Source organism: Pantoea sp. Pa-EAmG (genome assembly GCF_030024295.1).
In the GTDB taxonomy this organism is placed as follows: domain Bacteria; phylum Pseudomonadota; class Gammaproteobacteria; order Enterobacterales; family Enterobacteriaceae; genus Pantoea; species Pantoea dispersa.
Genome location: NZ_JASEWO010000109.1, coordinates 1 through 16032, shown reverse-complemented (window position 1 = coordinate 16032; position 16032 = coordinate 1). Strand labels below are relative to the sequence as shown.

General features: G+C 58.3%; 13 protein-coding genes. 10 read left to right on the top strand and 3 right to left on the bottom strand.

All coding sequences use genetic code 11. The features are described 5' to 3' along the window. The 4 genes from QMM04_RS14765 to QMM04_RS14750 all read left to right on the top strand — a co-directional run. Positions 1-1505: lipopolysaccharide biosynthesis protein (locus tag QMM04_RS14765; protein WP_282996427.1), on the top strand; the 1505-nt coding region annotated here is incomplete at its 5' end. Beyond that, positions 1502-2506 (top strand): glycosyltransferase family A protein, encoded by a 1005-nt coding sequence (locus QMM04_RS14760; protein ID WP_058780800.1) that lies wholly within the window; start codon positions 1502-1504, stop codon positions 2504-2506. The genes QMM04_RS14765 and QMM04_RS14760, both read left to right, overlap by 4 nt. 120 nt (positions 2507-2626) lie before the next feature. Next, the gene (pyrD, locus tag QMM04_RS14755) at positions 2627-3637 is read left to right on the top strand and encodes a quinone-dependent dihydroorotate dehydrogenase (protein WP_021508317.1); all 1011 of its coding nucleotides are present in this window, start codon (positions 2627-2629) and stop codon (positions 3635-3637) included. 150 nt (positions 3638-3787) lie between these two features. Beyond that, positions 3788-4330 carry a cell division protein ZapC gene (locus tag QMM04_RS14750; protein ID WP_058759732.1) on the top strand — a complete coding sequence of 181 codons (543 nt, stop codon included), beginning with the start codon at positions 3788-3790 and terminating at the stop codon, positions 4328-4330. 3 nt (positions 4331-4333) lie between these two features. Here the strand turns inward: QMM04_RS14750 and QMM04_RS14745 are convergent, their stop codons facing one another. After that, positions 4334-5443 (bottom strand): YcbX family protein, encoded by a 1110-nt coding sequence (locus QMM04_RS14745; RefSeq protein WP_282996426.1) that lies wholly within the window; start codon positions 5441-5443, stop codon positions 4334-4336. A gap of 97 nt (positions 5444-5540) precedes the next feature. Between QMM04_RS14745 and rlmKL the strand changes: the two genes are divergently transcribed. The 6 genes from rlmKL (at position 5541) to rmf (ending at position 13484) form a co-directional block, all read left to right on the top strand. Next, the gene (rlmKL, locus tag QMM04_RS14740) at positions 5541-7658 is read left to right on the top strand and encodes a bifunctional 23S rRNA (guanine(2069)-N(7))-methyltransferase RlmK/23S rRNA (guanine(2445)-N(2))-methyltransferase RlmL (protein WP_152391154.1); all 2118 of its coding nucleotides are present in this window, start codon (positions 5541-5543) and stop codon (positions 7656-7658) included. 5 nt (positions 7659-7663) lie between these two features. Beyond that, a complete protein-coding gene (locus tag QMM04_RS14735) occupies positions 7664-9571 on the top strand; it encodes an ABC transporter ATP-binding protein (protein ID WP_058769569.1) in 1908 nt (635 codons plus the stop codon). 16 nt (positions 9572-9587) lie between these two features. Further along, the gene (gene pqiA / locus QMM04_RS14730) at positions 9588-10871 is read left to right on the top strand and encodes a membrane integrity-associated transporter subunit PqiA (protein WP_021508312.1); all 1284 of its coding nucleotides are present in this window, start codon (positions 9588-9590) and stop codon (positions 10869-10871) included. Beyond that, positions 10843-12486 carry an intermembrane transport protein PqiB gene (pqiB, locus tag QMM04_RS14725; RefSeq protein ID WP_021508311.1) on the top strand — a complete coding sequence of 548 codons (1644 nt, stop codon included), beginning with the start codon at positions 10843-10845 and terminating at the stop codon, positions 12484-12486. Before pqiA ends, pqiB begins: the two co-directional genes overlap by 29 nt. Then, a complete protein-coding gene (pqiC, locus tag QMM04_RS14720) occupies positions 12483-13049 on the top strand; it encodes a membrane integrity-associated transporter subunit PqiC (RefSeq protein ID WP_021508310.1) in 567 nt (188 codons plus the stop codon). The genes pqiB and pqiC overlap by 4 nt, the downstream gene beginning before the upstream one ends. Before the next feature lie 267 nt (positions 13050-13316). Continuing rightward, a complete protein-coding gene (gene rmf, locus QMM04_RS14715; protein WP_013508548.1) occupies positions 13317-13484 on the top strand; it encodes a ribosome modulation factor in 168 nt (55 codons plus the stop codon). 65 nt (positions 13485-13549) lie between these two features. On the opposite strand, the gene fabA is transcribed toward rmf, so the two are convergent. Together fabA and QMM04_RS14705 are read right to left on the bottom strand one after the other, a co-directional pair. Beyond that, positions 13550-14068, bottom strand: a complete 519-nt coding sequence (gene fabA / locus QMM04_RS14710; protein ID WP_010616565.1) for a bifunctional 3-hydroxydecanoyl-ACP dehydratase/trans-2-decenoyl-ACP isomerase — start codon at positions 14066-14068, stop codon at positions 13550-13552. Between the two features lie 67 nt (positions 14069-14135). Beyond that, complete coding sequence (locus QMM04_RS14705; RefSeq protein WP_136545690.1) at positions 14136-15998, bottom strand: Lon protease family protein; 1863 nt, start codon at positions 15996-15998, stop codon at positions 14136-14138. Between the last annotated feature and the right edge of the window lie 34 nt (positions 15999-16032).

The window sequence follows — 16032 nt, the reverse complement described above, 5'->3', positions numbered from 1 at the left end:
GTAACGCGATTGCCAACTATGTTGGCCAGATCTATCTGACGCTGTCAGGTATTTTAGTAGTTCCCCTGTATATTCAGCATTTAGGTATGGAAGCTTACGGTCTCGTGGGCTTCTTTTCTATATTGCTGACCTGGCTGCAGCTGCTGGACGCGGGCGTTTCAACCACGCTGATGCGCGAGGCGGCACGCTACCGGGCAAATCAGGCAGAATTTGTCTGGTTTCCGGCGCTGTTTGCCACGCTGACTCGCTTCTTCCTGTTCTCCACCCTGGTGCTGGTGGTGCTCGGCTGGCTGGCGACGCCATGGATTGCCACGCACTGGCTGGATGCGCAGCACTTGCCCGCCAGTGATGTGGTGGTGGCCGTGGCGATCATGGTGATCACCGCCGCGATTCGCTGGCGTACCAGCCCGTATCGCAGCGTGATTGTCGGTTTTGAGCATCAGGTCTGGCTCAACGGCGTGAACCTGATCATTACCACGCTGCGGACTTTTGGCGCGGTACTGGTGATCCAGCTGTTCCCGAATCCGCTGCTGACCTTCTTTATCTGGCAATTGCTGGTCTCGATTGCCGAAGCCGCCTGCTGTATCTGGAAATCCTGTCAGCTGGTGCCCCGCGCAGCGCGCAAAGAGAAGCGCGACGATCTGAAAGGCGTGCTCAAACCCTTTATCCGCTTTGCGCTGAGCGCCGCCTTCTCCAGTGCCGTGTGGACCTTTATTTCGCAGATTGACCGGCTGGTGCTGTCAAAAACCCTGCCACTGAGTGAATACGGCTCGTTCACCGTGGTCGCCACGGCCGCGACCGGTATCCTGCTGCTGAGCAGTCCGATTATGCAGGCGATTGTGCCGCGCATGACCGGCATGAAAACCCGTCAGCAGGGCGATGCCGAATCGCTGAAGCTCTACCGCTATACCACCCAGGCGGTAGCAATTTTTATGGCCCCGCTCAGCATCACCATTGCCTGCTATGCCGGACCGCTACTGTGGGCGTGGACGCAGAAACCGCAAATTGTCGAAGAGATGGCGTTTGTGCTTAGCCTGTATGCGCTCGGCAGCGGCATCCAGGCGATCTGCGGCCTGCTGTATCACCTGCAATACGTCAACGGCAATCTGAAACTGCACATGCAGGGATTCACCTGTTTTGCCATCGTGCTGGTGCCGCTCAACATCTGGTGTGCCGTCCATTACGGGGCGCTGGGCACCGGCTGGCTGTGGCTGGGGCAGAATATCTTCTATTTAGTTGGCTGGGCGTGGCTGGTGCATCGCCGCTTTGCGCCGGGCATCCATTTCAGCTGGCTGACGCGCGACGTAGCGCTGATTTGGGCGGTGTCGGCACTGATTGCTTGGCTCAGCACGCTGTTGCCCATTGAGTGGAACCAGAATCGCTGGATCAACCTGCTGTGGCTGGGGCTGATCGGGGCCTTTAACCTTGGCGTGTGCTGTCTGTTACACAGCCTGGTGCTAAAACGCCTGCGCGCGCCGCTTGTTAACGCAGAGGAAAGAGGATGAGCATGACATCACGCCGCACGCCGACGGTTTCGGTAATTATCCCTAACTGGAACTGCGCGCCCTGGCTGCCGGAAACCCTGGGATCGCTGCTTCGCCAGTCATCGCCGCCGGAAGAGATCATCATTATTGATGATGGCTCGAGCGATGACAGCGTAGCCTGGCTGACGGCGTTTGCTGCGCAGCATCCGCAGGTGACGCTGCTGAGTGGCGGACGCGGCGGCGTCAGTGCCGCGCGCATGAAGGGGCTGGCCGCAGCCAGCGGCGATTTCGTCTATTTTATGGATGCCGACGACTTCGTCTCGACTGAACTGTTCGCCGATTTCCGCCGCGTGCAGGCCCGTCACCCGGAGATTGATCTGTTCTGCTTTGGCGCGAAAATGTTTTTCGACCTGCCAGCGCCGCAGCGCCATTATCAGACCATCCATCAGCGCCACGTCAGCGGCCTGCTGCCGGGCGGCAGCGCCACGCTGCGCACGCTGATTCAGCATCAGTCGGCGCATCGGGTGATCTGGAGCAGCATCATTTCGCGTCGCCTGATTGACCAGCTCGATCTGCAGTTTCTGCCGATCCAGAACCATGAAGACGCGCCTTTTATGTTCGCCCTCTACCTGCAGGCGCGGGCGCTGTACTGCACCAGCCAGAGCTACTACTACAAACGCTTTATGCTGAGTTCACTGTCGCAGAGCACGCGCGACTTCTCATGGGTGAAAAATTACTTTATCGCCCGCGCCGGCAGTGAGCAGTTCCTGCAGCAGCAGCAACTGCCGCACGATGAAGCGCTGCTGGATGATTATTACCAGACGGTGATGCACGGCTGCCTGACGCAAATCCGCAAAAATCACATGACGGTGCCCGCCGAGTGGCAGCCGCAGGTGAATCAGCTGGTGCGTAAAGTGTTACAGCACAACGCGCGACTGAAACTGCTGTGGTATTGCCCGGCGATTTACAGCGGCTTACAGGCCTGCCGCGATCGTCTGGGACGCTATTCCGCCCGACGCTGATACCGATCAAATTGTTGCATCCCAGAGTAATTTACTTTTGCGCCAGAGCACCTTACCATTCTGGCGCACAAATTCCCGTGCACCCGACTTTCACGAAGCTTCCGCCATTCAGGAGAGTGCATGCTATATCCTATCGTCCGGCCGGCGCTGTTTAAGCTCGATCCAGAGCGCGCGCACGAACTCACCTTTCAACAGTTACGCTTCATCAGCGGCACGCCGCTGGAAGGGCTGATTCGTCAGTCGCTGCCGTCACGCCCGGTGACCTGTATGGGGCTGACCTTTCCGAACGCGCTGGGTCTGGCTGCGGGGCTGGATAAGAACGCGGAGTGCATTGATGCCTTTGGCGCCATGGGCTTTGGCTTTGTCGAGGTGGGCACGGTGACGCCACGCGCACAGCCGGGCAATGACAAACCCCGTATGTTCCGGCTGGTGGCGGCGGAAGGTATCATCAACCGCATGGGGTTTAATAATCTCGGCGTCGATCACCTGGTTGAGAATGTGAAAAAGGCGCGCTTTAAAGGCGTGCTCGGCATCAATATTGGTAAAAATAAAGACACGCCGGTGGAGCAGGGCAAAGACGATTATCTCACCTGCATGGAAAAGGTGTATGCGCACGCCGGTTATATTGCCATCAATATTTCCTCACCGAATACCCCCGGATTACGTTCGCTGCAATATGGCGAAGCGCTGGACGATCTGCTGTCGGCGATTAAATTAAAACAGCGGGCGCTGCAGGAAAGCCATCTGAAATATGTGCCGGTGGCGGTGAAGATCGCGCCGGATCTTTCTGAAGAAGAATTGATCCAGGTTGCCGACAGTTTAGTGCGCCACGAAATAGACGGCGTGATCGCCACCAATACCACGCTCGATCGTTCGCTGGTGAGCGGGCTGAAATATGCCGACGAAGCGGGGGGATTAAGTGGCCGTCCGGTACAGTCGCGCAGTACCGAGGTGATTCGCCGTCTGGCGCAGGAGCTGCAGGGACGTCTGCCTATTATTGGCGTCGGTGGCATTGATTCGCTGGTCGCGGCACGGGAAAAAATGGCGGCTGGCGCAACGCTGGTGCAGATATACTCCGGCTTTATTTATAAAGGTCCAGGTTTAATTAAAGATATCGTGACCCATCTCTAAGACATTTCTCACTTTCCCTGGCCGGGGGGTTTATTTCTCCCTCCGGCTCGTTTATATTTTGTCCTGTTCGTACAATTTTCAGCTTTTTCCTTAAAGCAATATTTTAAATTTCAGCGCCGTTTAGCGCAGCGTAAATCCACAGGGCACCCCATGAAAATCAAACCCGATGACAACTGGCGTTGGTATTTTGACGCAGAGCATGACCGGATGATGCTGGATCTGGCCGATGGAATGTTATTTCGCTCGCGCTTCTCGCGCAAAATGCTGACGCCCGATGCCTTTAATGACAGCGGTTTTTGCGTTGATGACGCTGCGCTTTATTTTACTTTTGAAGAGCGCTGTCGCCAGAGCGGTTTAAAAAGCGATCAGCGCGCCGAGCTGGTGCTGAATGCGCTGGTGGCCAGCCGTTTCCTTAAGCCGCTGATGCCGAAAAGCTGGCACTTCACCAGCCATGCGCACAGCTGGCAGCCCGTCGCGGGCGATATGGTGGCGGTAACGCTGGCCGACAGCGGCGAACAGGCGCAGCTGCTGGTGGTCGAGAGCGGCGAGAATGCCGCGCTCTGTCTGCTGGCGCAGAGTGCGCTGACGGTGGCGGGCAAAGGGATGCAGCTCGGCGATGCCATCAAGATCATGAACGATCGCCTGCAGCCACAGTTGCAGGAGAGCAGCGCGCCCTTCGCCCGCGCGGTGTAGCACTTACGCCAGTTCGATATCTCCGTTCGGAATACAGCTGCAGCTGAGAATGGTGCCGTCACCGCGTACCGCGCTCTGCTTCAGCGCCTTCACGTCACCCGACACCAGCGTCATTTTGCAGCTGCCGCAGATTCCGGCCCGACACGAATAGGGAATGCGAAAGCCCTGCATCTCCAGCTGTTCCAGTAATACCTGCTGATTATCGCCGGCAAACTGCTGACCCTGATAGCCAATGGTCACGGCGGCCGGCGCGCTGCTGGCCGCCTGCAGCGTTTCCACCACCTCACCGGCACCGTAAGCGCGCGGCGTCTGCCGTTCCAGCACTTCAACCGTATCGCCGACGCGCACGATACCGCTGTTAAGCGCAATCAGATTCAGGCCGAAATCGATATCACCGCTGCCGTCCTGGGCGCTGCGGAAACGCTGCAGCGTGGCAAGCGGTTCGCCCTGCGGATGTTTGCGGCCGCTTTCGATGCCGATGGTGGTAAACACGCAGCGGCTGCACGGCTTCGGCATCTCGAAGGTGATCTCGCCGATCTTAATACGTTTCCAGCTGTCCTCGTCCCAGGCGCTGGCGCCGCTGACGATCAGATTGGGGCGGAACTGCTCCAGCCGCACGCTGGCCGGACAGCGCTGCTGCAGATCCTGCAGCGACGCCATGTTGACCAGCAGGTAAGGGAAACCGTCAGCGAACCCCAGCGGGACCTGGTCGAAGCGTTTTACCCGGCGTGACGGCTCAGTGCCAACCCAGCGCAGCTGCACCGGGCGCGGGAAAAAGCCGCTCAGCCACTGGTTAATGGTGTCAGGCGCAATACGGGCGGTGAACTGGTTGCCCCACACTTCGGTCGGTGCCGGCTGGGTGCTGAAATCGCTGAAGCGGATCAGCGCCTGGCTGCCGTCCGGCGCGGTGATGAATAGCCCGTCGGGCAGCAGGGCGGGCGTGAAACGCACCATCTCCGGAAACTGGCGGGCGGTAATAAAGGTCCCGTCCGCTTCGGTCACCATAAAGATGCGATCGAAGGCCAGACCGCTTTCCAGCACCTGCGCGTGTGACAGCTGCAAACCACGCATCGATTTAACCGGGTGAATATACAGGCGAGACAGGGTAATCATCACAACTCCGTACAGACAAAAAGAAGCTAACTTTATGACATAGGACGCTGATTCGCTATAATGCGCAACAATTTTAGCAAGAGTAAAAAGTGACGATATGAATTCTCTGTTTGCCAGTACGGCGCGTGGGCTCGAAGAGCTGTTAAAAACTGAGCTGGACGCGCTGGGTGCGCAGGATTTGCAGGTGGTGCAGGGCGGCGTCCACTTCCGAGCCGACGACCGCGTAATGTACCAAAGCCTGCTGTGGAGCCGTCTGGCTTCACGTATTTTGCTGCCGCTGGGAGAATTCGGCGTCTGGAGCGATCTCGATCTCTACGTCGGCGCGCAAAGCATCCCGTGGAGCGAGCTGTTTGACAGCAACACCACGTTCGCCATCCACTTCAGCGGCACCAATGAGGTGATTCGCAACAGTCAGTTTGGTGCGCTGCGCATCAAAGATGCGATTGTCGATAGCTTTACCCGGCAGAATCTGGAGCGTCCGAGTGTCGATCGCGAGCAGCCGGGCATCCGCATCAACGCGTGGCTGAACAAAGATCGCGTTAGCATCGCGCTGGATCTGAGCGGCACTGCACTGCACCAGCGCGGCTATCGTCAGCAAACCGGCCAGGCACCGCTGAAAGAGAACCTGGCGGCAGCGATTGTGATGCGCTCCGGCTGGCAGAACGGCACGCCGCTGGTCGATCCGATGTGCGGCTCCGGTACGCTGCTGATTGAAGCGGCGCTGATCGCCTGCGATCGCGCGCCAGGCCTGCTGCGTTCGCACTGGGGCTTCAGCCGCTGGAAACGCCACAACAATGCACTGTGGCAGGAAGTGCGCAGCGACGCGCTGCAGCGTGCGCGCGCCGGCACGGCCGCCACCACGTCACGCTTCTTTGGCTATGATAATGATGGTCGCGTGCTGGAATGGGCACGTGCCAACGCACGCCGCGCCGGCGTGTTTGATCTGTTCACCTTTGCGCAGCAGGATGTGCTGCAGCTGAAAAATCCGCTGGCGGGCGAAGCGATGCGCGGTACGGTGCTGAGTAACCCGCCGTACGGTGAGCGTCTGGAGAGCGAGCCGGCGCTGATTGCGCTGCACAGCCAGCTGGGCCGCATCATGAAACAGCAGTTTGGCGGCTGGAATTTGTCGCTGTTCAGCGCCTCACCCGAGCTGCTCAGCTGCCTGCAGCTGCGCGCCGATCGCCAGTTTAAAGCGAAAAACGGTCCGCTGGAGTGCGTACAGAAGAACTACCAGCTGGCGGCGAACAGCGCCGAAGGCGGCGCACAGATTGCCGAAGACTTTGCTAACCGCCTGCGTAAGAACAGCAAAAAACTGGACAAGTGGGCGCGCCAGTCGAATATTGACTGCTACCGCCTGTATGACGCCGATCTGCCGGAGTATAACGTGGCGGTCGATCGCTACGCCGACTGGGTGGTGGTTCAGGAGTACGCGCCGCCGAAAACCGTGGATGCGACCAAAGCGCGCCAGCGCCTGTTTGACGTGATCGGTGCCACGCTGAGCGTACTGGAGATACCGGCCAATCGCCTGGTGCTGAAAACCCGCGAACGTCAGAAGGGCAAAAACCAGTACCAGAAGCTGAGCGAGAAGGGCGAATTCTTTGAAGTGCAGGAGTTTAACGCGCGGCTGCTGGTGAACCTGACGGATTATCTCGATACCGGCCTGTTCCTCGACCACCGTATCGCGCGCCAGATGCTGGGCCAGATGAGCCAGGGGAAAGATTTCCTTAACCTGTTCTCCTATACCGGTAGCGCCAGCGTGCATGCCGGGCTGGGCGGCGCCAAATCCACCACCACGGTCGATATGTCGCGCACCTATCTGGAGTGGGCCGAACGTAACCTGCGCCTGAACGGATTAACCGGGCGCCAGCATCGCCTGATGCAGGCGGACTGCCTGAGCTGGCTGCGCGAAAGCGATGAGCAGTTCGATCTGATCTTTATCGATCCGCCGACCTTCTCCAACTCCAAACGCATGGAAGATGACTTCGATGTGCAGCGCGACCACCTGATGCTGCTGCAGAACCTGAAGCGCATGCTGCGTCGCGGCGGCACCATTATGTTCTCCAATAACAAGCGCGGCTTCAAAATGGATCTGGACGGCTTGCAGCGTCTGGGTCTGCAGGCGCAGGAAATTACGCAAAAAACGCTGTCGCAGGACTTTGCGCGCAACCGTCAAATTCACAACTGCTGGCTGGTAAGCCACGCCGGTAAGGAATAAGTTTTATGTCACTGATCAGTATCCATGGCGCTTACCTGTCGTTCAGCGATGCGCCGCTGTTGGATAACACCGAACTGCATATCGAAGAGGGCGAGCGCGTCTGTCTGGTTGGGCGCAACGGCGCCGGTAAATCGACGCTGATGAAAATCATCAACGGCGAACAGCCGCTGGATGACGGCCGCATTATTTATGAGCAGGATTTGGTGGTTGCGCGGCTGCAACAGGATCCGCCACGCAATATCACCGGTTCGGTGTATGACTTCGTTGCTGAAGGCGTGGCCGAACAGGCTGAGCACCTCAAGGCCTACCACGCCATATCGCACCTGGTGATGGAAGATCCGAGCGAGAAAAACCTCAACGAAATGGGACGACTGCAGACGATTCTCGACCATCACAACCTGTGGCAGCTCGACAGCCGCATCAACGATGTGCTGCAGCAAATCGGGCTGCAGCCGGACACCGAGCTGTCGTCACTCTCCGGTGGCTGGCTGCGTAAAGCCGCGCTGGGCCGAGCGCTGGTCAGTAACCCGCGCGTGCTGATGCTCGACGAACCGACTAACCACCTCGATATTGAAACCATCGACTGGCTGGAAAGCTTCCTGAAAACCTTCAACGGCAGCATCGTGTTTATTTCGCACGACCGCTCGTTTATCCGCAATATGGCGACGCGCATCGTCGACCTCGATCGCGGCAAGCTGGTGTCATGGCCGGGCGATTACGATCAGTTCCTGCTCGGCAAAGAGGAAGCGCTGCGCGTTGAGGAAATGCAAAACGCCGAATTCGACCGCAAGCTGGCGCAGGAAGAAGTATGGATTCGCCAGGGCATCAAAGCGCGTCGCACCCGTAACGAAGGCCGCGTGCGCGCGCTGAAAGCGCTGCGTCGTGAACGCTCCGAACGACGTGACGTGATGGGCAAAGCCAATATGCAGGTCGGTGAAGCGGCGCGTTCCGGCAAAATCGTCTTTGAGCTGGAAAACGTGGATTACGGCGTTGACGGCAAAACGCTGGTGAAGGATTTCTCCACCCAGGTGCAGCGCGGCGACAAAATCGCCCTGATTGGCCCGAACGGCTGCGGTAAAACCACGCTGCTGCGCCTGATGCTCGGCCAGCTGAAGGCGGGTGCCGGTCGCGTGCACTGCGGCACCAAACTGGAAATCGCCTACTTCGATCAGCACCGCGCGGAGCTCGATCCGGATAAAACCGTGATGGATAACCTGGCGGAAGGCAAACAGGAAGTGATGGTCAACGGCAAGCCGCGCCACGTGCTGGGCTATCTGCAGGACTTCCTGTTCCACCCGAAACGCGCCATGACGCCGGTGCGTGCGCTGTCCGGCGGCGAGCGTAACCGCCTGCTGCTGGCGCGTCTGTTCCTCAAGCCCAGCAACCTGCTGATCCTTGACGAACCGACCAACGACCTCGACGTCGAAACGCTCGAGCTGCTGGAAGAGCTGGTGGATGGCTATCAGGGCACCGTACTGCTGGTGAGCCACGATCGTCAGTTTGTGGATAACACCGTGACCGAATGCTGGATCTTTGAAGGCAACGGCGAGATCGGTACCTTCGTCGGTGGCTACCATGATGCGCAGCAGCAGCGCGCCGCCTACAAACAGACCAAAGCCGTACCGGTCAAAAGCGCAGTGGCTAAACCGGCAGAAAAAGCCGACGCCCCCAAACGCAGCGCAGGCAAGCTAAGCTATAACCTGACGCGTGAACTGGAACAGCTGCCGCAAAAGCTGGAGCAGCTGGAGACGCGTATCGGTGAGCTGCAGGCGCAGATGAGTCATCCGGACTTCTTCAGCCAGCCGCACGACAAAACGCAGCCGGTGCTGGATGCGCTGGCGCAGGCGGAGCAGGAGCTGGAAACCACCTTTGAACGGTGGGAAGAGCTGGAAGCGCTGAAAAACGGCGCATAACGCAGAGGGAGTCAGCATGTGTGCCACGCATCAGACGCAGCACTGGATGCTCTGTCCGCAGTGTGATTTAACCGTAAAACTGCCCGCCGTACCGGTGGGCAGCCGTGCGCGCTGTCCGCGCTGTCACACCACGCTGGTGGCTAACTGGCACGAACCGCGTAAACGTCCTACCGGCTATGCGCTGGCGGCGCTGTTTATGCTGCTGCTGGCCAATCTGTTTCCGTTTATCAGCATGCATGTGGCCGGTCTCAGCAGCCAGATCTCGCTGATGGCCATTCCGCAGGTGATGGATCGCGAGGATTATCGCAGCCTCGCCACGCTGTTCCTGCTGTTTGTGCAGGGCATTCCGGCTTTCTGCATGATCGCCATTCTGCTGCTGGTGAATCCGGTGCGCCTGCCGCACAGCCTGCGACTCGGGCTGGCACGTATTCTGTTTCAATTGCGCAGCTGGGGTATGGCCGAAATTTTCATGGCCGGCGTGCTGGTCAGCTTCGTCAAACTGATGGCGTACGGTGAAATTGGCCTTGGCAGCAGCTTCTGGCCGTGGTGCCTGTTTTGTCTGCTGCAGCTGCGTGCGTTTCAGTGCGTCGATCGCCGCTGGGTCTGGCAGCGCATCGATCCGCTGCCGCCGCTGGCGCAAACGCCGCAGGCGGGCATCAGCGGACTGAAGCAGGGGTTGCGCAGCTGTCCGTGCTGCACCGCGATTCTGCCGGCTGCTGAGAAAACCTGTCCGCGCTGCGGCGTGAGCGCTGCGCCGCGCAGGCAGCACAGCCTGCAGTGGACGCTGGCGCTGCTGATCACCTCGGTGATGCTGTATATCCCGTCGAATATTATGCCGATCATGGTGACCGAAACGCTCGGCTCGCAGTATCCGTCCAACATTATGGCCGGCGTCATTTTGCTGTGGAGCGATGGCTCCTGGCCGGTCGCGCTGGTGATTTTTATCGCCAGTATTATGGTGCCTTCGCTGAAGATGGTGGCGATTGGCTGGCTGTGCTGGCACGCCAGCGGCCGCGGCCGGCGCGACAGCGAGAAGATGCACCTGATTTATGAGGTGGTGGAGTTTGTTGGCCGCTGGTCAATGATTGATGTGTTTGTGATCGCTGTGCTTTCTGCGCTGGTGCGCATGGGCCAGCTGATGAGTGTTTACCCTGCGCCAGGCGCGCTATTGTTTGCGCTGGTGGTGATCCTGACTATGTTCGCTGCCATGACGTTTGATCCGCGCCTGATTTGGGATCGCCTACAGGAAACTGAACGTAAGGAGCCGCGTCTTGACGGACAACCAACACGGCATTGCTAACGTCGACCAGATTAAACGCTGGTCGCCGGTGTGGATCGTACCTATCGTCACGCTGTTAATCGGCGGATGGATTCTGTTTTATCACTTCAGCCATCAGGGACCGCAGGTCACGCTGATCACCGAAAACGCCGAAGGCATTGTTGCCGGTAAAACCACCATTAAAAGCCGCAGCGTCGACGTGGGCACCGTCGAAAGCGCGGTGCTGACGGACGATCTGCACCATGTGGAGATCACCGCGCGCCTGAATGCCGGCATGGAAAAACTGCTGCATAAAGACAGCGTGTTTTGGGTGGTGAAGCCGCAGATTGGCCGGGAAGGGGTGACGGGCCTCGGTACGCTGCTCTCCGGCGCCTACATTGAACTGCAGCCCGGCGCCAAAGGGGATAAGCCAGAGCACTATCAGCTGCTCGATGCGCCGCCGCTGGCCCCGCCGGATGCCAAAGGTATTCGCGTCATCCTCGACAGCAAAAAAGCCGGCCAGCTTAATCCGGGCGATCCGGTGCTGTTCCGCGGCTATCGCGTCGGTACGGTGGAAACAAGCACCTTTGATACCGACAAGCGCATGATGACCTATCAGCTGTTCATCGCCGCGCCTTACGATCGCCTGATTACCACCAATGTGCGCTTCTGGAAAGACAGCGGCATTGCGGTGGATATGTCCGCTTCCGGCATGCGCGTCGAAATGGGCTCGCTGACGACCCTGTTTAGCGGTGGTGTGAGCTTTGACGTGCCGGACGGCTGGGAACTCGGCGAGCTGGCCAAAAATCAGGACGACTACCATCTGTATGACGACCAGCGCAGCATTCAGGATTCGCTGTACACCAAACACACTGATTTCCTGATGTTCTTCAGCGACTCGATTCGTGGTCTGCAGGTCGGCGCTCCGGTAGAGTTCCGCGGCATTCGTCTTGGTACCGTGGCTCAGGTGCCTTACATGATCCCGGGCGTGAATCAGGCGCTGAACACTGATTACCGCGTGCCGGTGCTGATCCGCATCGAGCCGGACCGCTTTATCAGCCGTCTGGGTGGCGACTTCAATCTTGAACAGCATCTGCAGGATGGTAAGAAACGCGGCCTGCGCGCCACGCTGAAAACCGGCAACCTGCTGTCCGGTGCGCTGTTTGTCGATCTCGACTTCTATGACAATGCACCGGCTTACAAAGGACCGAACGAAGTGGCGGGGCTGGAAGTGATTCCGACCGTAAGCGGCGGTCTGAGCCAGATTCAGCAGAAACTGATGGCGGCGCTGGATAAGATCAACGCGCTGCCGCTTAACCCGATGATCAACCAGGCCACCGGCACGCTGAAAGAGAGCCAGCGCACCCTGCAGCAGCTGCAGAAAACGCTGGATAACCTCAATCAGATCACCGCCAACCCGGCGATGAAAACGCTGCCGGCCGATATGCAGCAAACCCTGCGCGAGCTTAATCGCAGCATGAAGGGGCTGCAGCCGGGATCGCCAGCGTATAACAAACTGGTGGGCGATATGCAGCGCCTTGACCAGGTGCTGCGCGAATTGCAGCCGGTGCTGAAAACGCTCAACAGTAAGAGCAACGCGCTGGTATTTGAAGCCAAACCGGGTCAGGATCCGCAGCCAAAGAGGGCGAAACAGTGAAAAAAGGGCTGATTATCGGTGCTGTGCTGCTGCTGGCGGGCTGTAGCAGCACCATCGACACCACTTATTACCAGCTGCCTGCGGGCAGCAATATGGCGCGCGTCAGCAGTGACGCCTCCGCCAGCCAGCCGATGATTTGGGTTGAACAGGTGAGCGTGCCGGATTATCTCGCCGGCAACGGGTTGGTTTATCAAACCAGCGACGTGAAGTACGTGATTGCCGCCAATAATCTGTGGGCCAGTCCGCTCGACCAGCAGCTGCAGCAGACACTGGTGAGTAACCTCGGCCAGGCGTTGCCCGGCCGGCTGGTGGCCAGTCAGCCGCTGGGTGACACGCACGATACGCTCAGCGTGCACGTCACCGGCTTCCATGGCCGCTATGACGGCAAGGTGGTCGTAAGCGGTGAATGGCTGTTACAACATCAAGGCCGGCTTATCAAACATGGCTTTAATCTGACGCTGCCGCAGACCGAAGATGGCTACGATGCGCTGGTGCGCACGCTGGCGCTCGGCTGGCAGCAAACGGCACAGCAAATCGCTAACAGCGTGGTGACGCTAAATTAGGATTTGTTCGATGCTTATGCTAAGTCCCTGATTTGCCGTTATGTGACGGCGCGCAAATCAGGGACTTTTTTATTGCGGAATCAGCCAGATATGGCGGTAGCACTGAGGGATTTGTGTCGATTTCACGGCAAATTGATGACATTGGCGTGAATTTTGCGCATTGACCTTTCACCCACCACAGGTTAGAACATTACTGTGGTTGAACATTAATTCACCACTCTTTCTTTCCACCAGATTCCACCAGACCTGAAATGAGGGAAACGAGGTATGAAGAGACAGAAGAGAGACCGCCTGGAACGAGCACATTCACGAGGCTATCAGGCAGGCATTACCGGCCGCTCAAAAGAGATATGCCCTTATCAAATGATCGATGCCCGGTCTCACTGGTTGGGAGGTTGGCGACAAGCCATGGAGGACAGGTCGGCGGTGGCTTAGGCACCGTCGGATGTCTGTAAACAGGAAAAAAACCTCCGCTGCGTGCGGAGGTTTTTGTTGGCGGGTCAGAACGCTGAAGTGTCTTTAAACAGGCCCACTTTCAGGTCAGTCGCGGTGTAAATCAGGTTACCGTCGACGAACACTTCGCCATCGGCCACGCCCATCACCAGCTTGCGGTTGATGACGCGTTTGAAGTGAATTTTGTAAGTAACCAGCTTCGCCGTCGGCAGAACCTGGCCGGTGAATTTCACTTCACCCACACCCAGCGCACGGCCTTTACCTTCCGCACCCAGCCAGCCGAGATAGAAGCCAACCAGCTGCCACATAGCATCCAGACCCAGACAGCCTGGCATCACCGGATCGCCTTTAAAGTGACAATCAAAGAACCACAGGTCAGGGCGGATATCCAGTTCGGCTTCCACATAACCTTTATCAAATTTGCCGCCGTCTTCGGTCATTTTGACCACGCGGTCCATCATCAACATGTTGTCAGACGGAAGCGGTGGGCCATTCTCGCCAAACAGTTCGCCGCGACCAGAGGCAATCAGGTCTTCTTTGCTATAGGATTCGCGTTTATCTACCATGTTCTCAATATGCCTTCTTTTAGTGAAGCCCGAATATTAGCGAACAGTTGTACGCTGGGCAATGTAATCAGCTGTGGTTGAACCAGTTGAGCCAGCGTAATGGCCAGGGCCGCGGTCGGTTTTCCTGCTGATTGAGCTGAGTAATTCGCTCCTGAATGGTGCTCAGCAGCGAGTCGCCGCTTTCGCTCTGCCAGGCAATACCGGTTAACAGCGGCAGCGCTTCGTCAACGCGCTCAATCGCCCAGATATGGAACTGGCCCTGCTGTACCGCTTCTACCACGTCGTCGCTGAGGCTGAGATGGCGCACGTTGCTGGCAGGCAGAATGACGCCCTGTTTTCCGGTCAGTTCACGCGACTGGCAGATATGGAAGAAGCCTTCGATTTTCTCATTCAGACCACCCACCGGCTGCACGTTACCAAACTGGTCCACCGAACCGGTAACGGCAATCTGCTGGTTCAGCGGCTGGTTTGCCAGCGCGCTGATCAGCACACACAGCTCGGCCAGCGAGGCGCTGTCACCGTCGACTTCGGAGTAGGACTGCTCAAACACCAGCGATGCCGAGAAGGGCAGCTGCTGTTCCAGCTCCAGCTCGGAAATCAGATACGCCTGCATGATCATCATGCCTTTGGCGTGGATGTTGCCGCCAAGCTCCGCTTTGCGCTCCACGTCGGTAAACTCGCCATCGCCCGGATGCACAACACAGGTGATGCGTGACGGCTCGCCCCACGGACGTGGATGGCCAGGGAATTCAATCACCGACAGGCCGTTGATCTGACCGACCACTTCGCCTTCCGTTTCGATCATGATCTGATTCAGCAGGATCTCATCGCGCATCCGGTCGGCGAGGAAACTTTCGCGCCACTGGCGTGCTTCCAGCGCCTCTTTCAGCGCCTCGCCATTCAGTGTCTCACCGTGCAGCGCGGCTTCCTGCAGCTGACGGCGCAGCCAGCGCGGGCACAGCGGCAGCGTGTCCTGATCGCCGGTCAGACGCACCGCTTCTTGGATCAGCAGCGGCCAGAAATCAGCTTCGGGTGGCGTCAGACCGGCCAGCTCCGCCTGACATAGCGTCCAGCGGCACCAGTTGGCCATATCCTCCTCATCAACCAGCTGGAGATTCTCTTCGAACTCGCTGTAAAGCGCCATTTCGTGCACTTCAACGTCCAGTTCCTGGAAGCTGGCCAGCGCCTCGCGATCGCCGCATAAAATCAGACGCAGCTGCAGCGGCAGCGGGGGAATGGTGACCGGCAACGGGCGGCGCTCGTCCGGTGAATACCAGTCAAAGCGGCCCAGCTCAATCACTTTGCGCAGGCGCAACCACAGCAGCGGCTGCGCCAGCAGGGTATTGATCGACAGAATCAGCGTGCCACCGTTAGCCTGATGCAGCAGACCGGGCTCCAGCTGTACGCGATCTTTATACTGACGCACGCAGCCAAACAGCTGCTCGGACTCAATCCAGTCGGCGTAATGCACGCCGCCGGTGCTGGTGAAGGGACGGCTGGCATCGACAGGCGGTTGCAGGCTGACGTTGTCGCCCATCACATGGTAATCACCGCCGTACAGCGCGTCCTCGTCAGGCTGAAAGCGCTGCGCCGCCTCGGCAATCCACGCCAGATAATCACTGTTTTCCTGGCTGCGTAATAGCAGCAGCGGAAAGCCCAGCGTTTGATGATGTAAATGCGCCAGCGCATTCAGCAGACGCGGCTGAACCGCGGCAAGCGTATCGCTATCTTCCAGAGAGACGGTTGAGAAAAGTGATTGGTAGCGTGAGCTATCCGGCTGCAGGGCTTGCCACGTAAGTTGAGTGCTGGTCAAAATATTCGCATTAGTCTGGTTCAGGAAAAGCGCGATTATACAGGATTCAACCCGGTTAAGCACGGCGCACTTCCGGCCTGAACTGTGATGGCCGCAACATGTTTTTCCTTGCTGCATCCGGGAAAAAAGCTGTTATTCTTAGTTTGTTACG